The following is an 18759-nucleotide window of genomic DNA, read 5'->3' as shown; positions in this document are numbered from 1 at the left end:
TCGACGAAGTCAATGACGCTGGACGAACTCCGCGAACGGATCAAGAATGAATTTGTCCTGCACGAAGGCAATGTGGCCGACTGGCAGTGGACCCGGACAGGGCTACCTGCGGAAGCGGCCGAGCTTGGCATTCCCGACTTTCTGCGGCTGGTCGATGATGTAAGCCGACCACTGAATGCCCAGTTTGGCAAGATCCTCGATTTACAGGCGCAGATTCGGAAGGTGGCTACCGACAATCAGAAAAAGCTGTCGGATGTGCAGATTGGCGGTTTTGCGCTGGATGCCGAACGCCTGGGCCTTTCGCGCGCCTTCGTGACCGAGCAGTGGGTGCCGCGCCTGGTTGCTCAGCTTCCCGACGCGCCAACGACCGAATCACCAGTCGGTTCGGGTTCATCAGGTACGTCGACTGCCGCTACAACTACTGATCTGATGGGTGCAGGTACGTTGGCTTCGCCGGTGTCGGGCACTGGGCAGGCAGGTACGTTGATGGAGACGGCGGAGACGATGCAGCAGAAAGTCTGCGATATTCTGGACGATTATAAAGAACATATTCCGGCTCCCGCCATCAGGGCCTTGTTTCGGGCGATCAATTACGATGAAAAAGCACTTGCCGATGCGGTACTGGCTTACCTGACCGCTAATTTCTACGCGTCGGAAAAGGAGCCGCAGGGCAGCACACTACGCGAAAAGCTGACCTCGACCGACTGGCGGCATCTGGTCTGGTGGGACCGGGCAGGCCAACCCACCAACGTATCCCCGACGCCAATACCGGTTCAGGCAAGTGCCAGTCCGGCGCTGGGTACGTTGCCGCCAGTAGTAGCTACGAAGTCATCTTCTGGCTGGCGCGATTTTCTGGTGGCCCTGCTCATCGCCGGTGGCCTGATTGGCTTTGTGATCGTGCTGGTGAAAAGTAATGGCTCGTCGAAAACCGAAGAACCGGTTCCGGCAGAACAGGTTCAGCGCACGAATGACGAGGAGCCGCGTAAGAGTACTAAGCCGAAGCGAAAGAAACGGACGAAACCGCAGCAGGAAGTAACCCGGAATAACGACATTGAAGCAACGGCTACCGCACCCGCCTCACCGCGTGACGAACCCTACGAGGTCATGCTCGATGAGGTGGGGCAATATGGTGAACGCCCGGCGAAAAAAGATGGTCAATGGGGACTATGGCGCAAAGGCAGGTGGATGATTTTGCCGGTTTACGACAAAATAGACGTCTACAAAGAAGGCCGTGCCCGTGTCACAATCAATGGCAACAGCTACGACCTGGACCGAAACGGTGACCGGATCAGGGAGTAAAGTCGTACACGGCACCAGCCGTGTAGTCAGGGGAAAGTCAGCTTTTAAACGATGATTTCCTGAGCCAATCGTATTGTCATCTTACTACAAGGCTGGTGCCGTGTACGACTTGGGTTCACTTCCCTAACTGAATAGTCAGGTATTGAAACTTGACGGCTTCGGCAAAATTGATGAAGCCAATTCCGGTGCCTTTAAACGGCCGGTAAGGGTGCGGGCTGTCTTCGACCTCATTGCCGTTGATGTAAAAATGGAGTTGCTCACCCGTGCGACGAATCGTGAGGGTGTTGCGCGTGGGGGAGATGGCCACCTTGGCCGACGTTGGTTTACCCATCATGTAGCTGGCCTGAGCCACGCCATTAACCCGCGTATAGAGCGCCACCTTCGAGGTGCCGATCAGCCGGAACTGGCAGTAGTTGCTGGTGTCTTTCACGCCGATCAGCAGCCCGCCATCTGCCTCAACGTTGGGCGGAATAACCATTTCTACGCTGACTGTAAAGGTGTCGGCTTTGTTCAGGTTAAACTCGTCAGGGAGCTTGATGTAGCTTCGGCCGGGGCGGCTGGTAGTTTCTTTCTGTTTACGGACATAATAGCTGTCTTTGGCTATTTCCAGATCGAACCCATTGCGTTTGCCCGTCAGCCAGCCATTACGATTGTCGGCAAACGTTTCCAGAAAGGTACGCGTCGCCGTTTTGGTTGGGTTTGTCGAGCGGGTTGGAATTGTTGAGGCTGGCTTCTTTGAGGTTGCTTTTACATCCGTCGACGCTACGCTGGTTTTGCTGGCTGTGGTGGTTATTGTAGCCGATTTGGGCTTCGCTGTTCTCGCCGATTTTGTTTTAGCACTGGTAGTCGCTATCGTATCTGTGGCCGTAATGGTCAGCGTCGTCCAGTCACTGGCCGACGATACGACGGTTGGTTTCTGCGTTTGACAAACGCAGAAGGCTGGTAGTAAGAGACAGAGATAAACGAAAAAATAACGCATGGTATGGGTTAGAATATGTACCGAAACACGGCTACGGGGGTGTTGGCCTGGTAGTTCAGGTGATACGAAAGAGGCTGAACACTGCGTTTCTCGTCGCGCTGGTTGCGGAGGCCCCGGATAAACGTCAGTGTGAGGTCGGTCACCCAGATCGCTGCTGCCGCACGGGTAGCTATGTAATACCGCTGGTGGGCTGCGTTGGCTTTCTGGTAAAACGGCTCAGCGGCGGGTTCATTGCCTGCGCTGGCGTAGTCGGTGTAGGCTTGTGCGGCTTCGCCCTGCTGCCCGGCTCCGTAGATCAACAAACCATACGCCGCCACGGTCACCAGAGGCCGCAGGCCCACGCGAGGTTTGGGCGTTTGCACAAATATATTGCCTACGCCCGGAGCCAGCAACGACAACAACGTCCAGGCGGGGCCGCGGTAGGGTCTTTCAGAGGCCAATGCGGCTGAGTCGGGCAGGGCCGGGGCCATTTCGTCGGCCGGAGCCTGATTGAGCAGGCCGCCCTGCTTGAGCAGGACTACGGCGCGCACTTCTTCTTTAAGCAGCAACCCATTGCGGCGTAGGTTCCACACGATCCGCCGGTCGCGGCCATCCACACGGTTGGTACCCAGATCGCCACTGACACTCTTCAGGTCAGGCGCCACCAGTTTGCCATCGCGTCGTTGAAGCCTCACATAAATTGAGTCGGTGGGCGTACTATTCCGAAGATCATAGAATACCTCGATCGATTGCTGGTCGATGGCCCGCATCCGAACGTTACTGACCCGACCCTGCGCGATGCCGGCGCGTGAAAGGGTGAATAAAACGAAGAAGAGGAAGAGAGATCGTAGAGGAACTGTCATTTCGCTTACGCGGTCATTAAGTGGTCGTGGACTTGGGTTGTCAATAGGTGGTCTTTCTGACTATACCGGCTAGTTGGCTACGGTAATGGTTCGGGTTGCCGTAAAGGTCTGGTTACACCGGTTGGTTAGCGACATGGTCACCGTATAGCTGCCCGGCCGGTCGTAGGTATATGATACCTGAGCGCCCGTTTGCGGCAGACCACGCCCGTCGCCGAATGTCCAGCTAACGGTATTAATATCGCCGGTCGATTTGTCAACAAAGAAGTTAGCCTGAAGTTTAGTGATGGTTGCCCCAACACTGGCCGATGGGTTAGAGCACGTGCTAAAATTTATTCGCTCCAGATTAAACGGTTCGCAACTTAACAGCAAAACCGATAGCAAGAGCAGGAAAGTGGTTTTCATACAAATAGAAGGATACACGGCAAAGTACATTAATAACGCAGAATCCAGTTGGTCAGTACGCAATCTTCTGGCTTCACCGTTGGGTTAACAAAGATCTTTGCTAGTTTCCACAACTATTACGCCATGATTAGCGTGTTATACTGTGCGCGTTTTGCGCTTCTTTACCTCGTTATGGCGGGATTATTGACAGCAACTGGATAACCAATAAGTTAGTTAGTGCGTTAGTTGATCAGTGAATTGCTAAATAGGATAAAATCAGGAAGTTTTCACCCCGGTTCGTAGGGTTTACCTTACCTTTGTCGGCCAAACAGTGCGTTGAAACCAATCATGGATCAGTATTCATATGTAGCCAACTCTGATGCGGCTTATATCGACCAGTTATATCAGTCGTATAAGCAAGACCCCGCGTCGGTAGATACCAGTTGGCAGCAGTTTTTTAAAGGATTTGACTTTTCGCTTGCCTACGGCGAACACGGAGAGTCGGCCAATGGAAACGGAGCCACCGCCAATGGAACGGCTCAAACGGTTCCCGTTGACGCCAAACATAGTGAGAAAGAAGTATCGGTAGCCAGCCTTATCAAGGCCTACCGGTCGAGGGGCCACCTGCTGGCCAAAACCAACCCGATCGGTCCACGTAAAGATCGTAATCCACGCCTGGGCCTGGCCGATTACGCCTTGTCGGAAGCCGATCTTGACACCGTGTTCGAGTCGGGCAATTTGCTGGGTATTGGCGCCGCCACGCTCCGCAAAATCATGCAGTCGCTGGAAACCATCTACGCGGGTCGTATTGGCTTCGAGTATATGTACATCCGCGAAATCGACGTAAAGAACTGGCTGCGGAACAAAATTGAGAAAGAGGCGCTCACTTTTAGCCCCACGCCCGACGAGAAAAAGCGGATTCTGGAGAAGCTCAACGAAGCGTCGATCTTTGAGAACTTCCTGCATACCAAGTATTTAGGCCAGAAACGGTTTTCGCTGGAAGGCGGTGAAACAACCATTGCCGCGCTGGATGCCATCATCACCCGCGCGGCTGATATGGGCGTTGAGGAAGTGATGATCGGCATGGCTCACCGGGGTCGCCTGAACGTGCTGACCAACATTTTGGGTAAATCGTATGAAGCGATCTTCGACGGGTTTGAAGGCAGCGTACCCACGCAGGTGCACGGCGATGGTGACGTAAAATACCACCTTGGCTACACCAGCCTCACCAAGACGCCAAGCGGCAAAGAAATCAGCGTAAAGCTGGCACCAAACCCGTCGCACCTCGAAGCGGTAAACCCCGTGGTTGAAGGCTTTGTGCGGGCGCAGGCCGACGAAGAATACAAAGGTGACTTCGCCAAAATTATGCCTATCCTGATTCATGGCGACGCCGCCGTGGCCGGGCAGGGCGTGGTATACGAAGTGACGCAAATGGCCAAACTGGCTGGGTACCAAACCGGGGGTACGTTGCACTTTGTGATCAATAATCAGGTTGGTTTCACCACCGATTTTGACGATGCCCGTTCATCGATCTACTGCTCAGACGTAGCCAAGATCATCGACGCGCCGATTTTTCACGTCAATGGAGATGATCCGGAGGCGGTGATTTTCTGCGCCAAACTGGCCGTTGAGTTCCGCGAGATGTTCAAGCGCGACGTGTTCATCGACATGGTGTGCTACCGTCGCTACGGCCATAACGAATCGGATGAGCCGAAATTTACGCAGCCAACCATGTACTCGGTGATCGAGAAGCATAACAATCCCCGCGAGATGTACAGCAAGCTGCTGATTGAGCGTGGCGATGTAGATGCTGCCCTTGCCGCCAGCATGGACGCTGAGTTCAAGCAGATGCTTCAGGATCGCCTCGATCAGGTGAAGCAGAAACCCGGCCTGCCTTATAAGCCGCTTCGCCTCGACCAGCAATGGGCCGAACTACGCTACGCCGAACCCGCCGATTTCGATCAGTCGCCTCAAACGGGCGTGCCGATCGAAACGCTGGAGAAAATTGGGCAGGCACTTTCAACCATTCCGGCAGGATTCAAGCCGCTGAAACAGATCGAAAAACTACTGGCCGACCGCAAGAAGATGGTGTTCGACTCGCGGATGGTGAACTGGTCGGTGGCCGAGCAAATGGCCTACGGGTCTATTCTGCTTGAAAATAAAGTGGTTCGCCTGAGCGGTCAGGATGTGCAGCGGGGTACGTTCTCGCACCGGCATGCTGTATTGCATGATTCGACCAACAACCAGCTCTACACCCCACTGAACAATATTCAGGAAGGTCAATTACCGATTCAGATCTATAATTCGCACCTCTCTGAGTTTGGTGTACTGGGCTTTGAATACGGCTATGCCATGGCTGCTCCGCACGCGCTGGTGATCTGGGAAGCTCAGTTTGGTGATTTTGCCAATGGGGCGCAGGTCATTATCGACCAGTTCGTCACGGCGGGCGAATCGAAATGGGGTATTCAGAACAGCCTCGTTATGCTGTTGCCGCATGGCTACGAAGGGCAGGGGCCTGAGCACTCGAATGCTCGCCCGGAACGGTTCCTGCAATTGTGTGCAGAAAACAATATTGTAGTGGCTAACATCACTACGCCAGCCAATATTTTCCACGCTATGCGTCGGCAGTTGGCCTGGGAATTCCGCAAGCCGCTGGTGATCATGTCGCCTAAATCGTTGCTGCGTCATCCGCAGGCCATCTCGTCGCTTGATGAACTGGCCTCAGGTACGTTCCGCGAGGTGATCGGTGATTCATTTGCCGACCCGAAAAAGGTGAAGCGTGTGTTACTTTGCACGGGTAAGGTGTATTACGACCTGCTTGAGAAGCAACAGGCTGATAAACGCGACGATGTAGCAATTGTTCGGATGGAGCAGTTGTATCCATTGCCGCTGAAACAGCTTGATGCCGAACTGTCGAAGTATAAAAAGCCGGAGATTGTGTGGGTACAGGAAGAGCCCGAGAATATGGGTTGTTTCTCATTCATGCTGCGTCGGTTCCGTGAGCGCTTCACGGGCGCTCAGTCGCTCAGGTACGTTGGTCGTGAGTCGGCTTCATCGCCTGCAACTGGTTTTGCCAAACTCCACACGCAGGAGCAGGCTGCACTGGTTCAGAAAGCATTTGAATAAAGGAGTTTTCTGTCTTCTGTCTTCTGTTTTCTGTTGCACTGCTAATTCACGATTCTCGAATTAGCAGTGCAACAGAAAACAGAAGACAGGAGACTTTTTCAAACTGAGAAAATGGCTATCGAAGTAAAAGTCCCCGCTGTGGGTGAATCCATCACCGAAGTGACGGTGGGAGAATGGTTGAAAAAAGAAGGCGATGTGGTGAAACTCGACGAAGTGCTCTGCACACTCGATTCCGACAAGGCCTCATTTGAATTGCCTGCCGAAGCAGAAGGCACGCTCCACATTATGGCGCAGGCCGGTGATGTGCTTCCAATCGGAGCGACCATTTGCACCATCTACGCGGTAGGTGCCTCGACGGGTGCTGCTCCGGCCGCTCCAGCTCCGGCGCAACAGCCTGCCGAAGCGCCCAAAGCGCCTGCGCCCGAACCCACGCCAGCCGTTCAGCCAATTGCTGAGCCAGCCGCTGCTCCTTCGACAACCGCGTCGGCCAGCACCATCGAGGTGAAGATTCCATCGGTTGGTGAGTCGATCACTGAGGTGACCATTGCCGCCTGGAATAAGCAGGATGGCGACACGGTGAAGATGGACGAGACGCTCTGTGAACTGGAGTCCGACAAGGCCACGTTTGAACTACCCGCCGAAGCCGCAGGTACGTTGCGCATTGTGGCTCAGGCTGGTGATACGCTGGCCATCGGTGCTACCATCGCCCGCATCGAAGTTGGCGCGGCGTCAGGTACGTCGGCACCTGCTCCACAGCCTGCTGCTACTGCGCCTGCCGCTCAAAACGGAAGTGCTAACGGATCGGCTAGCTATGCAGCTAATTTCCCCTCACCAGCAGCAGCCAAAATTCTGGCTGAAAAAGGCGTTGAAGCCTCGCAGGTTCAGGGTACAGGCGTAGAAGGCCGTATTACGAAAGAAGATGCGATGAAGGCCAGCCCAACTCCTGCACCACAGGCCGCACCGGCTCCTGCCACACCAGCCCCTGCTTCTGCAAAGCCACAAGCCGCCCCAACCCCCGCACCGCAGGCCCCAACTCCCGGCGCACGTACGCAACGTCGTGAGAAGATGACGTCGTTGCGGAAAACGATTGCCCGTCGTCTGGTTGCGGTGAAAAATGAAACGGCCATGCTCACGACCTTCAACGAGGTAGACATGAAGCCGATTATGGATCTGCGAGGCAAATACAAAGACAAGTTCAAAGACAAGCACGCGGTTGGCCTTGGCTTCATGTCGTTCTTCACCAAAGCCATCTGTATGGCCTTGCGGGAGTTTCCGGCGGTGAACGCGATGATTGACGGAGACCAGATTGTATTCAATGATTACTGCGACATTTCGATTGCAGTATCGTCGGAGCGGGGTCTGGTGGTACCGGTGATTCGGAATGCCGAGCAGATGAGCTTCTCGCAGATCGAGAAAGAGATCGTCCGGCTGGCGGGTCTGGCCCGCGATAACAAACTGACGATCGAACAGATGCAGGGCGGTACATTCACGATCACCAACGGGGGAACGTTCGGTTCTATGCTGTCGACCCCGATTATCAATGCACCACAATCCGCTATTCTGGGTATGCACAACATCGTTGAGCGGCCGGTAGTAGTAAATGGTGAAATTGTCATTCGTCCGATCATGTACGTGGCCCTAAGCTACGATCACCGGATCATTGACGGAAAAGAGTCGGTTAGCTTCCTGGTGCGCGTAAAGCAACTCCTGGAAGACCCAACCCGAATTTTACTGGAAGTCTAAACAAAAGGGGAGTTTACTGTCTACAGTTTGCCGTTTATTGTTTCTCTGCTAAGTGGCGAAGCAACCGTAAACGGCAAACTATAAACAGTAAACTCTTTTTTCTTACTTATGCCCTGGGAATATAAAACACTGAAAACGAAGGTGATGGCGCAGTCACAGTCGATGTTTCGCAACGACGATGCTGCCGAAAGCCCGATGATTCCTTCCGAAGTAGTGGAAGATATTCTAAATGAGCAGGGCGAACAGGACTGGGAACTGGTCAGTTGCGTTCAGCTTGGCAATAGTTCGGTCGGTATTGAACTGCTCTACTTCTTCAAACGATTCTACAGCAATGACTAAGTGGGAATATCTCTCCTTCGATTTGCGGATTAGTGAACTGACTGAATTTCATCAAAAGCTAAACGAGTTCGGTGAGTCAGGCTGGGAGATGGTCGGTATGGAGTCCATAGAATCGAAAAGTATTGGCCTGTTCGACAGTGGAGCCGCCACATCCATTATCGTAGTCGTGTTCAAGCGACCGAAGGAAGACGTTTTATAAAGTGAATTAGCTATGGTAAAGACCGTTTCAATAACTAATTTCAAATCGATTCGTGATTTGAAATTTGATGCAAAGCGGGTTAATCTGTTTATCGGTGAACCCAACGCAGGCAAATCGAATATAATAGAAGCGTTATCTTTATTAAGCCTGGATTCAACGAAAAATCTGTCATCTGTAGTGCGGTTCGACCGGCTTGCCAATTTGTTTTTAGACAACGATATAAAAAACAATATTGCCGTTTGTATTGATGAGCATTGCCTTGCGATCGAGTCGAAAAGCAGAGAAATTTATATAATGCGCTCGGGGCCGGGTTCATCGGCAAAAGATGAGCTCGTCATTCAGCCTAGTGGAAAGCTTCTCGATAAAAAGGGTTTGCTTTTTGAGTTCACTTATTTCGTAGTAGATTCAGAGAAATATAAGCCTTACCATTTTAAACGATATGAGGCTGTTACCGCTACTGAAGACGATTATTCATCTACGTTAAAAGCCCCATATGGGGAAAATTTAGCTGAACAGTTAATCTATCATTCGGCGCTCAGGGAGTTTGTTTCTTCAATGCTACAGGATAAAGGGTACAAGTTGAACCTTGATCCATCACGCGGCGAAATAAACATGATAAAAGAGCAGGATGGTGTTTTGTATACGTACCCATATCGCCTATTCTCCGATACACTTCAGCGCATTATATTTTATTTTGCAGCTATCGAAAGTAACCAGAATGCTGTGCTACTTTTTGAGGAGCCTGAAGCCAATACATTTCCTTATTACACAAAGCAACTGGCCGAGCGGATTGCTTTAGATACAGCGGGCAATCAATTCTTTATCGCCACGCATAATCCTTACTTGATTGCATCGATGGTTGAAAAAACGCTTATCGCTGATATGTCGGTAAATATTGTTTACATGAATAACTATCAGACTAAGTTATATCAACTTGCCGATGAACAGCTTGATGAAATACTTGATCAAGGGCCTGATGTTTTTTATAACCTAGAGCGTTTTCTTCCTGAAGTATGAAGCAAATTCATCTGGAATGTAAGCCCGATGAAGTGTTGGTCAGAGCATTAGGGTTTCCACGCAAAGTAGTCAATCACCATAATGATAAAGGCCGGGTTTGCAACAAACTGGAGAAAGAGCAAGGTGCTATTGGTATGATCGATGAAGATCCTGCATCGCCACAGCCAACGTACCTGAAGCAACTAATAGAAGTGGAAAACAGACACGGAATTCGTTTACTAAAAGACGATAATCGGTCGCACCACGTAATTGTTATACGTCCCAGACTAGAGGAATGGATTTTAACGGCTTGTGCGCGGCAACAAGTCGATATAAAGCTGTTCGGTTTGCCTGATAAGCCTGAACGCCTGCATCAGCTTGTGACCAGTCGGTTAAAGCAATTCAACGAGTTGATCGATCACTTGCACGCCGTAAACTGCGAACCAATTTTGCGCATACAACGCTTACTGAATAGCTAATACACAATACATATGCAATACGACGTTATCGTCATCGGCTCGGGGCCGGGCGGCTATACGGGTGCAATCCGGTGCGCACAATTAGGGCTGAAAACAGCCATCATCGAAAAATACCCTACGCTGGGCGGAACCTGCCTCAATGTAGGCTGTATTCCCTCAAAAGCGCTGCTCGACTCGTCGGAGCATTATTTTAACGCCAGCCATACCTTCGCCGAGCACGGTATCAAGCTGGATCACCTGGCGGTAGACCTGCCGCAGATGATCGCCCGTAAACAGGACGTTGTTGACCAAACGACGAAGGGTATCGTGTATCTGATGAAGAAAAATAAGATCGACACGTTTTACGGTGTTGGCTCGTTCGTGGATGCCAATACGGTGAAGATTGCCAAAACCGACGGTAGCGCCGACGAAACGATTACGGGTAAAAACATCGTGATCGCCACGGGGTCGAAGCCAATGTCGTTTCCGTCGATGCCGCTCGATAAGCAGCGGGTCATTACCAGCACGGAGGCCCTGAAACTACCTGAGATTCCCAAGCATCTGATCATCATTGGCGCTGGTGTGATTGGTGCCGAACTGGGTTCGGTTTATGCTCGGCTTGGTGCCAAGGTATCGTTCATCGAATTTGCCGACTCGATGATTCCGACAATGGACAAGACGATGGGTAAGGAGTTGCAGAAGGCTGTGAAAAAGCTGGGTGCCGACTTTTACTTCAAGCACAAAGTCACGAAAGTGGAGAACACCGGCAACGAGGTCGTTGTCAGTATCGATAAGCCGAATGGGGAGCCGATGACGCTGACAGGCGATTACTGCCTGGTGTCTGTTGGCCGTAAGCCGTATACGGATGGCTTAAATCTGGAAGCCGCCGGGTTGGCCGCCGATCAGCGCGGTAAGATTGAGGTGGATGAACATCTTCGCACCAGCGTGCCGCATATCTATGCTCTGGGCGATGTGATCCGGGGGGCTATGCTGGCGCATAAAGCGGAAGAAGAAGGCGTGTTCATTGCTGAAACCATTGCCGGTCAGAAACCGCATATCCATTATCGCCTCATTCCGAACGTGGTCTATACCTGGCCCGAAGTTGCGGCGGTGGGCTACACGGAAGAAGAAGTAAAAGAGAAAGGCATTCCGTATAAGCTGGGTACGTTCCCGTTCAAAGCGCTGGGCCGTGCCCGTGCGTCGATGGACGTCGACGGGTTGGTGAAGGTGCTGGCGCATAAAGAGACCGACGAAATCCTGGGCGTACACATCATCGGTCCGCGCGCCGCTGATATTGTTGGCGAAGCCGTTGTGGCGATGGAGTTCCGGGCGTCTGCCGAAGATGTGAGCCGGATGTCACACGCACACCCGACCTATACGGAAGCCTTCAAAGAAGCCTGCCTTGCCGCAACAGACAACCGGGCGATTAATATGTAGGCTTGTTAAGTTCAAAGGCTAAGGGTCCAAAGTTCAAAGTCGCGTTGCTAACCAACCCTATTGTGGCGGTGCAGCGCGACTTTGAACTTTGGACCCTTAGCCTTTGAATTCTCTTCTATTGCAACCTCGCGTCTTCTTTACTGTTGAAGGTGTCGCCCTGATTCATATCGCCGGTTTGAAATCCTTTCTTGAACCAGTAAGCGCGTTGGGCAGCCGTTCCGTGTGTAAAGCCTTCAGGAGTAACGTACCCCTGGTTAGCTTTCTGAATATTATCGTCGCCGATAGCACTGGCCGCATTCAGGGCTTCTTCCACATCGCCTGGGTCAAGAACGTTCTTTTGCTGAGCGTAATGTGCCCAGACGCCCGCGAGAAAGTCGGCCTGTAGCTCCAGCCGAACTGATAGGCGGTTCGCATCGGCTTCGCTCATTCGTTCCTGGGCCTGGTGCACCTTGTCCAGAATTCCCCATTGGTCCTGAATACTGTGGCCAATTTCGTGGGCAATGACATAGGCCATCGCAAAATCGCCTGGTGCATTGAAACGCTGCTTCAACTCATCATAAAACGACAGATCGATATACAACTTTTTGTCGCCGGGGCAGTAGAAGGGCCCCGAAGCGGCCGATGCCGTGCCACAGCCCGATTCAGTCTGGCCCCGAAAGAGAACAAGTACAGGCTTACGATACTGTTGTCCTTCCTTCGTCATCACGTCCGTCCAGATGTCTTCAGTGTATGTCAATACGCGGCGGGAAAATAGGGCTGCTTCATCGTCGGGCTGGGGACCCGATGGTGCCTGCTGCGAGGTAGCCTGCTCACTGCCACTACTGTTGAGAATTTGCGATGGGTCGCCACCGAGTAAGTAAATGACGAGGGCAATGACCACGGTGCCAATGCCACCGCCAACGACCATGCCTCCTCCGCCGCCACCCCGACGGTCTTCTACGTTATCGCTTTCGCGTCCACCTAACCAGCGCATATGTATCGAATTGTTAAAATTGGGTACAGTTGTCGATGTCGTTCAACACTGCAAGCTTACCGTTTATACGGGTAAAATGTTTAATCGATTTAATAAAAGTTACAGTCATAAAGGTTAGTAGGGCTGTTTTAGAAGCTTGAAACACGTTTTTTTATCAAAATAGCCACTAGAGGACTGACTGGTCATAGTGCCAAAACGTCGGCTTTGCTGGCTTACGGATTTTAATCCGTGATACAGTTCTGCCGTACATCAGCGGACAGCCAGATGTCCATTTTCGGACAAGTATTTTACGCAAAAACGACATTTACAGCCAATAGAGCCTGTTTTTGCGTCGTGGCACGGGTGTTGATCCTGCCAACAAGCAACCGGTCGCTCATTTCCTCTACGTCGAAGTGCCTGCTAGCAACAACGTTTCTTATGCTCCAATCTTACCTGACCATCGCCCTCCGGACCCTTCGCCGTAATAGTCTGTATGCCCTGATCAACGTTACCGGGCTTGGGCTTGGCATTGGTTGTGCGCTGCTGCTTTTTGCGCTGGTACGCTACCATTACCGTACCGACACCCACCATACCAATTACGACCGGATTTATCAGTTCACGTCGGCTTTTAAAACACCCGATGGCGATTTCTTTACGCCCGGAGTGCCCGAAACATTTGGTCAGGCGTTGAAGACAGACCACCCGGAGATCGAGCATTTGGCCATAATCGAAGAGTGGGAGGAACCAATGGTGATTGTGCCGGGAAAAACTGGTGCAGGTACGTCGGGCAACGACAAAAAGTTTAAAGAGTCTCATACCAATGCTGCCTTTACCGTACCCGACTATTTCCAAATCTTCGATTATAGCTGGGTAACTGGTGGTCCCGCCGACCTGAATCAGCCCGGCACAATGGTATTGAGCGCGAAGCTGGCTACGAAATATTTCGGTACTACCAATGTGCTGGGTAAAGTACTGAAACTGGATGGCCGCACGTCGGCCCGGATCGTGGGCGTCTTTACCGACTATGCCGATAACACCGATTATGCATACGAACTTATTGCCTCGCGTGCTTCGCTTAAGGATTTTTTCGGTCGCCCGTTTGACGAAAGTTTTACCAATACCAACAGCAGTACACACTGCTTTGTGACGCTCAATGAGGAGTATACAGCCGCTAACTGGAATCGTGATCTACCTCCTTTTCTGAAAAAGCATAACCCGACTAACACTAAAACAACCCGTTATCCTATCACACCGCTGCGTGATCTGCACTTTGCCACTGACTACAATGGAGTAAGCAAGAACCTGATTCTGTCTCTGCTTGTAATTGGGCTGTTTCTGGTCATTACGGCGAGTATCAATTTCGTGAATCTGGCTACGGCACAAGCCATGAACCGGTCGCGCGAGGTGGGCGTGCGGAAAGTGTTGGGAAGCACACGAAACCAGCTACTGGGGCAGTTTATGGGCGAAACGGCCCTGATTGTTGCGCTGTCTATGGTGCTGGCTATCGGTATTTTTAAGTACGGCCTATCGCTGGCGCAAACGTACCTGCACGGAGCTTTTCGGTTCACGTTTTATTACTCGCCTTCGGTGCTGGGCTGGTTGGCGTTGCTGGTCATTGGCATCATTTTACTGTCGGGTCTGTATCCGGCTTTGGTGCTGGCTGGTTTCCGTCCGGTGGTGGCACTGGCGGGTAAAATCACAACCCGGCAAGCGGGCGGCTTCACCATTCGTCGTGGCCTGGTCGTTACGCAGTTTGCCATTTCGCAGATGCTCATCATCGGGCTAATCGTGGTAGCCAGCCAACTTCATTATGTGCAGACAAAAGACCTCGGCTTCAAAAAAGAAGCCCTATTAACCGTACGGCTGCCTCTTTTGCCTGAGCAGGACATTAGCAAGATGACTACGTTCCGCAACCTGGCAACAGCATTGCCCGACGTGGCTGGACTTAGCTATTCGATGAGCGGCCCCCCCCAGTCGGGATGGGTAAGCACTACCAGTATCAGGTTCGATACACGGCCGGAAGAAGAGAAATTTGGCCCACAGCAAGCCTGGATCGATGATAAGTACGTGGCACTATTTGGGCTGAAACTGGTAGCTGGCCGTAACTTAAACCCGTCGGACACGGCACGTGAGGCCTTGGTCAACGAAGCAATGGTGCGGAAGCTCGGCTTCAGCGATCCGGCGCAACTGCTGGGTAAATTCATTCATAAACGCGGCCGGGGACCCCTTGAGATTGTGGGTGTATTGAAAGATTTTAACCAGAGTGATCTGAAAAGCGCCATTGGTCCGTCATTCTTCAGTACGTCGGCCAGAGATTATTTTAGCGCAAACCTACAACTGCGGACGGGTAACTTCCAGCGGGTGATCAGTCAGCTTGAGGCGGCCTATAATCAGGTGTATCCCGAAAGCTACTTCGATCACCAGTTTGTAGACGATCAGATCGAGGAGCGGTATCAGGAAGAACAAACGATGGGCCGGCTGGTCAATTTTTTTGCGGCGGTGGCGTTGCTGATCGGTTGCATGGGTCTTTATGGGCTGGTGTTGTTTATGGTAATGCAGCGCACGAAAGAGATTGGGGTGCGTAAAGTGCTGGGTGCCAGTACGGGTAGTATTCTGTGGCTGTTCAATCAGGAATTTGCGCGGCTGATTGCGATTGCCTTCCTGCTGGCAGCACCGGTTGCCTGGTGGGTCATGAGCCAATGGCTAAAATCGTTTGAATACCGCATCGATGTTGGCCCGGCTATTTTCGGCATCGCCCTGCTGGCAACTGTTGTCGTCGCCGTGCTGACGGTGAGTTACCAGAGTATAAAAGCGGCCCTGGTGAACCCTGTGAAGAGTTTACGATCAGAATAAAGTCATTCATCCCCAGCCATGAAACCTGTACTGATTGCATTCGCTCTATTGCTGCCGTTTGGCCACTACGCCCAGACTGCCAGGCACGATCCCGGTTATGAACTACGGGGGAATGGCCGGGTTGTTCGTGAAACCAAACAGGTAAAGTCCTTCGAGGCGATCGAGATCGACCAGTTTCCGGCCCGGGTCGTAGTCGAGGCGGGTGCTTCCGAGTCGTCGGTAACGATTAGTATCGACGATAACCTACGGTCGTGGCTCGTAGTCGATGATCGGAATGGGACACTACGGCTTGCGTTTAAAAGTCCAGGCAATAGACCATTATGGGTGAGCAAATCCAGCATCGACGTAGTGATCAGAACGTCGACGTTGCAACGTTTCAGACACGGATCGAACAGTGATGTGGCCGTGAGAGGTTTGCGGGGCGAATCATTTGCGTTTGTCAATGGGGCAAATGGCAATGTACGGCTGGAGGGCAAGGTGAAAACCTTCGATCTGGTTAGTAATGCCAATGGACATATAGATGCCGCCGGGTTACTGGCGACAACAGCGAATGTGCTGACGCAGGCCAACGCCACCATTCGAATCAATGCCAGAGACGTAAATGAAGTACGGAATGCGAATGCCGAAGTGATCAACGTTGCGAATTAAGTAGCACCGACGCTCCAGCTTCGGTGGTAAGAAGACTACTTTAACTACCGAAGCTGGAGCGTCGGTGCTACGCTTATGCTCAGATCATACATCAAAATAGCCTTCCGCAACCTCTGGAAGAACCGCCTGTTCAGCGCCTTGAATATTATTGGGATGGGCGTTGGTATGGCGGCTGTCGGGCTCATGAGCCTGTACATTGTCCACGAACTCAGCTATGACCGGTTTCATGCCAATGCTGATCGCATCGTGCGCGTGGTGCACTACGCCAACTGGCCGGGCGGAAACCTTCAACTGGCTCCCACGTCGGCACCTTTCGCGTCGGCACTGAAAAGCGACTACCCGGAGGTGGAACAAACCGTTCGGATTCAGCCGGAGGGCGGCGGGCCCATCACCTACAAAGACAAAAAGCTGAACGTCGGTGATATCCTGTTCGCCGACCGGACGATGTTCGAGGTGTTCTCGTTTCCTTTTTTATATGGTGACCCGAAAACCGCACTGGCACAGCCGCAAAGTATTGTGTTGACGAAAAGCCTGGCCGAAAAGCTATTTGGCCAGGCCAACAAAGCCGTTGGACAAACCGTCGCGTTCTCGAATAACTTTCCGAACCGGGTTACGGGCGTCATCGACGACGTACCGGCCAATTCGCATCTGCAGTTTAGTGCGCTCCGGTCGTTGCCGGCTAACTACACCAGCGGCTGGCAGAATTTCGGGATGTATACGTACCTGCTGCTGGCCAATGGGAGCGACCCTAAAACACTGGAGGCCAAACTGCCCGGTTTCTACGAGAAGTACCTCAAGAAAGAGATGGGTCAACTGACCTACCGGATGGAGCTTCAACCACTGACAGCTATCCACCTGAATTCGCACCTGGATTACGAAATCAGCCCGAACGGAACACGCAGCACCGTCTACACGTTTGCCGTCGTGGCCATGCTGATCTTGCTGATTGCCGGTATCAATTATGTGAATCTGTACACCGTGCGCGCCATTGCCCGAACGCGGGAGGTGGGCGTTCGGAAAGCGATTGGTTCGCGACGCGGGCAACTTATCAGCCAGTTTCTGACCGAGTCGATGCTGATGGCTTTTTTTGCCAGTGTTGCCGGTCTGTTGCTGGCCAACCTGTTTCTGCCCCTATTCAATGAGTTGACGGGCAAATCGTTTGGTATAACGGCTCATGGTCCGGTACTAACCGGCCTGTTAATTTTTGCATTTACCGGGTTGCTTGGCTTGGTAAGTGGCCTTTATCCGGCCCTGTTATTGTCTGGTTTCAAGCCGGTAATTGCCTTACGGGGTCGGCTGACCAATCAGTCGGGTGGTGGGCAGTTCCGTCAGTCGCTGGTGGTGTTTCAGTTTGTGGCGGCTGTGGCGCTGATCAGTGGCTCGTGGGTAATTTACCGACAGTTGAACTTCGTGGCGCATAAATACCTGGGCTTCAATAAAGAGCAGGTACTGACGTTTCACCTTGATGGCGATCAGGTACGTACCCAGGTGCAGGCCTTGAAAAATGAACTCCGAAAAAGCCCGCTGATCGAACAGGTGGCGGCGGCGAGCAACCCGATTGGCAACAACAATATCGGGGCCGACGGTATGTTTTTCGAGCAGAACGGCGTCATGCCTACCAGTACGCAAGTGGTACAAACCTTCTCGGTCGATGCCGATTACCTGAGTACGTTGCAGGTCAGGCTGCTGAGGGGGCGGCATTTCACCGAATCAGTGAGCGATCAGGTGGGCGCGGTGCTCGTCAACGAGTCGCTGGTGAAGAAGCTTGGCTGGCAGGAGCCAATCGGTAAGCGCGTCAAGTATTTTATGGGCAAAGACCAAACGGTCGAAGCACGGGTAGTGGGTGTTGTGAGCGATTTTCATACGTATTCGCTCCAGCATAAGATCGAGCCGCTGGTGTTGCGAATGCCCGCGCCGACGGATAAAGATAATCTGTATGTCAGGATTCAGCCCGCCAAAACGGCCGAAGCATTGGCGTACATCAAGTCAGTGTACCAAAAATTTGATCCGAGCGCCGAGGTGACCTTCCACTTTCTGGACGAGAATTTCTCGCAGCAGTACAAAGCCGAACAAAAGCAGGGGCAGGTGTTGCTCGCCTTTACCACCCTCGCCATCCTGATCTCTTGCCTTGGCCTGTTCGGTTTAGCTGCGTATGCCGCTGAAGTGCGGACCAAAGAAATCGGCGTTCGTAAAGTGCTGGGTGCCAGCGTGGCCAGTATTGTCACGCTACTCTCAAAAGACTTTCTGAAACTGGTGATCATTGCCATCGTGATTGCTTCGCCATTGGCCTGGTTCGCCGTAACTCACTGGCTACAGAGTTTTGCCTATAAAGTCGATACTGAGTGGTGGGTCTTTGCCCTATCAGGTACGTTGGCGGTGGGCATTGCCCTGCTGACGGTGAGCTTCCAGAGCGTGAAAGCCGCCCTGATGAATCCGGTGAAAAGTTTACGAAGTGAATAGTCATACATAGCTCCAGCTATGGACTCAGATAGACACACCAAGGCTGG

The 18759-nt window shown here is 52.3% G+C and carries 15 protein-coding genes; 11 read left to right on the top strand and 4 right to left on the bottom strand.

Annotated elements, in window-relative coordinates; all coding sequences use genetic code 11:
* The first annotated feature begins 12 nt into the window (after positions 1 to 12).
* Positions 13 to 1299 carry a WG repeat-containing protein gene (locus ACFE8Q_RS19835; protein ID WP_375447176.1) on the top strand — a complete coding sequence of 429 codons (1287 nt, stop codon included), beginning with the start codon at positions 13 to 15 and terminating at the stop codon, positions 1297 to 1299.
* 115 nt (positions 1300 to 1414) lie between these two features.
* On the opposite strand, the gene ACFE8Q_RS19830 is transcribed toward ACFE8Q_RS19835, so the two are convergent.
* The 3 genes from ACFE8Q_RS19830 to ACFE8Q_RS19820 all read right to left on the bottom strand — a co-directional run bounded on the left by ACFE8Q_RS19830 (position 1415) and on the right by ACFE8Q_RS19820 (position 3522).
* On the bottom strand, positions 1415 to 2278 hold the full coding sequence (locus tag ACFE8Q_RS19830) for a hypothetical protein (protein ID WP_375447175.1): 864 nt from the start codon (positions 2276 to 2278) through the stop codon (positions 1415 to 1417).
* An 8-nt stretch (positions 2279 to 2286) separates the two neighbouring features.
* On the bottom strand, positions 2287 to 3120 hold the full coding sequence (locus ACFE8Q_RS19825) for a hypothetical protein (RefSeq protein ID WP_375447174.1): 834 nt from the start codon (positions 3118 to 3120) through the stop codon (positions 2287 to 2289).
* Positions 3121 to 3189: 69 nt separating this feature from the next.
* Entirely contained in the window at positions 3190 to 3522 is a 333-nt protein-coding gene (locus ACFE8Q_RS19820; protein ID WP_375447173.1) for a PKD domain-containing protein, read from the bottom strand.
* Positions 3523 to 3849: 327 nt separating this feature from the next.
* Here ACFE8Q_RS19820 and ACFE8Q_RS19815 point away from each other — a divergent pair, with 327 nt between their 5' ends.
* The 7 genes from ACFE8Q_RS19815 (at position 3850) to lpdA (ending at position 11799) form a co-directional block, all read left to right on the top strand.
* Positions 3850 to 6627, top strand: coding sequence for a 2-oxoglutarate dehydrogenase E1 component (locus ACFE8Q_RS19815; RefSeq protein WP_375447172.1), 2778 nt, complete (start codon positions 3850 to 3852; stop codon positions 6625 to 6627).
* Between the two features lie 111 nt (positions 6628 to 6738).
* Positions 6739 to 8370 (top strand): 2-oxoglutarate dehydrogenase complex dihydrolipoyllysine-residue succinyltransferase, encoded by a 1632-nt coding sequence (gene odhB, locus ACFE8Q_RS19810; protein WP_375447171.1) that lies wholly within the window; start codon positions 6739 to 6741, stop codon positions 8368 to 8370.
* Between the two features lie 108 nt (positions 8371 to 8478).
* Positions 8479 to 8709 (top strand): DUF4177 domain-containing protein, encoded by a 231-nt coding sequence (locus ACFE8Q_RS19805; RefSeq protein WP_370721182.1) that lies wholly within the window; start codon positions 8479 to 8481, stop codon positions 8707 to 8709.
* The gene (locus ACFE8Q_RS19800) at positions 8702 to 8908 is read left to right on the top strand and encodes a hypothetical protein (protein ID WP_375447170.1); all 207 of its coding nucleotides are present in this window, start codon (positions 8702 to 8704) and stop codon (positions 8906 to 8908) included. Before ACFE8Q_RS19805 ends, ACFE8Q_RS19800 begins: the two co-directional genes overlap by 8 nt.
* Positions 8909 to 8920: 12 nt before the next feature.
* The gene (locus tag ACFE8Q_RS19795) at positions 8921 to 9925 is read left to right on the top strand and encodes an ATP/GTP-binding protein (protein ID WP_375447169.1); all 1005 of its coding nucleotides are present in this window, start codon (positions 8921 to 8923) and stop codon (positions 9923 to 9925) included.
* The gene (locus ACFE8Q_RS19790; RefSeq protein ID WP_375447168.1) at positions 9922 to 10383 is read left to right on the top strand and encodes a hypothetical protein; all 462 of its coding nucleotides are present in this window, start codon (positions 9922 to 9924) and stop codon (positions 10381 to 10383) included. Before ACFE8Q_RS19795 ends, ACFE8Q_RS19790 begins: the two co-directional genes overlap by 4 nt.
* A gap of 12 nt (positions 10384 to 10395) precedes the next feature.
* A complete protein-coding gene (gene lpdA / locus ACFE8Q_RS19785) occupies positions 10396 to 11799 on the top strand; it encodes a dihydrolipoyl dehydrogenase (protein WP_375447167.1) in 1404 nt (467 codons plus the stop codon).
* A 115-nt stretch (positions 11800 to 11914) separates the two neighbouring features.
* On the opposite strand, the gene ACFE8Q_RS19780 is transcribed toward lpdA, so the two are convergent.
* On the bottom strand, positions 11915 to 12772 hold the full coding sequence (locus ACFE8Q_RS19780) for a neutral zinc metallopeptidase (protein ID WP_375447166.1): 858 nt from the start codon (positions 12770 to 12772) through the stop codon (positions 11915 to 11917).
* 417 nt (positions 12773 to 13189) lie between these two features.
* Between ACFE8Q_RS19780 and ACFE8Q_RS19775 the strand changes: the two genes are divergently transcribed.
* The 3 genes from ACFE8Q_RS19775 (at position 13190) to ACFE8Q_RS19765 (ending at position 18712) form a co-directional block, all read left to right on the top strand.
* Positions 13190 to 15604: an FtsX-like permease family protein gene (locus ACFE8Q_RS19775; RefSeq protein ID WP_375447165.1), complete on the top strand. Its 2415-nt coding sequence runs from the start codon at positions 13190 to 13192 to the stop codon at positions 15602 to 15604.
* Positions 15605 to 15622: 18 nt separating this feature from the next.
* The gene (locus tag ACFE8Q_RS19770) at positions 15623 to 16252 is read left to right on the top strand and encodes a GIN domain-containing protein (protein WP_375447164.1); all 630 of its coding nucleotides are present in this window, start codon (positions 15623 to 15625) and stop codon (positions 16250 to 16252) included.
* 75 nt (positions 16253 to 16327) lie between these two features.
* Positions 16328 to 18712 (top strand): ABC transporter permease, encoded by a 2385-nt coding sequence (locus tag ACFE8Q_RS19765; RefSeq protein WP_375447163.1) that lies wholly within the window; start codon positions 16328 to 16330, stop codon positions 18710 to 18712.
* Positions 18713 to 18759: the final 47 nt, after the last annotated feature.

This window comes from uncultured Fibrella sp. (assembly GCF_964250085.1).
Lineage (GTDB): Bacteria > Bacteroidota > Bacteroidia > Cytophagales > Spirosomataceae > Fibrella.
This window is presented reverse-complemented; position numbering and strand designations above follow the sequence as displayed.

Excerpts from the sequence above, each read along its gene's own strand:
- ACFE8Q_RS19835 (WP_375447176.1), top strand. The coding sequence starts at position 13 with ATGACGCTGGACGAACTCCGCGAACGGATCAAGAATGAATTTGTCCTG.
- ACFE8Q_RS19830 (WP_375447175.1), bottom strand. The coding sequence starts at position 2,278 with ATGCGTTATTTTTTCGTTTATCTCTGTCTCTTACTACCAGCCTTCTGC.
- ACFE8Q_RS19825 (WP_375447174.1), bottom strand. The coding sequence starts at position 3,120 with ATGACAGTTCCTCTACGATCTCTCTTCCTCTTCTTCGTTTTATTCACC.
- ACFE8Q_RS19820 (WP_375447173.1), bottom strand. The coding sequence starts at position 3,522 with ATGAAAACCACTTTCCTGCTCTTGCTATCGGTTTTGCTGTTAAGTTGC.
- ACFE8Q_RS19815 (WP_375447172.1), top strand. The coding sequence starts at position 3,850 with ATGGATCAGTATTCATATGTAGCCAACTCTGATGCGGCTTATATCGAC.
- odhB (WP_375447171.1), top strand. The coding sequence starts at position 6,739 with ATGGCTATCGAAGTAAAAGTCCCCGCTGTGGGTGAATCCATCACCGAA.
- ACFE8Q_RS19805 (WP_370721182.1), top strand. The coding sequence starts at position 8,479 with ATGCCCTGGGAATATAAAACACTGAAAACGAAGGTGATGGCGCAGTCA.
- ACFE8Q_RS19800 (WP_375447170.1), top strand. The coding sequence starts at position 8,702 with ATGACTAAGTGGGAATATCTCTCCTTCGATTTGCGGATTAGTGAACTG.
- ACFE8Q_RS19795 (WP_375447169.1), top strand. The coding sequence starts at position 8,921 with ATGGTAAAGACCGTTTCAATAACTAATTTCAAATCGATTCGTGATTTG.
- ACFE8Q_RS19790 (WP_375447168.1), top strand. The coding sequence starts at position 9,922 with ATGAAGCAAATTCATCTGGAATGTAAGCCCGATGAAGTGTTGGTCAGA.
- lpdA (WP_375447167.1), top strand. The coding sequence starts at position 10,396 with ATGCAATACGACGTTATCGTCATCGGCTCGGGGCCGGGCGGCTATACG.
- ACFE8Q_RS19780 (WP_375447166.1), bottom strand. The coding sequence starts at position 12,772 with ATGCGCTGGTTAGGTGGACGCGAAAGCGATAACGTAGAAGACCGTCGG.
- ACFE8Q_RS19775 (WP_375447165.1), top strand. The coding sequence starts at position 13,190 with ATGCTCCAATCTTACCTGACCATCGCCCTCCGGACCCTTCGCCGTAAT.
- ACFE8Q_RS19770 (WP_375447164.1), top strand. The coding sequence starts at position 15,623 with ATGAAACCTGTACTGATTGCATTCGCTCTATTGCTGCCGTTTGGCCAC.
- ACFE8Q_RS19765 (WP_375447163.1), top strand. The coding sequence starts at position 16,328 with ATGCTCAGATCATACATCAAAATAGCCTTCCGCAACCTCTGGAAGAAC.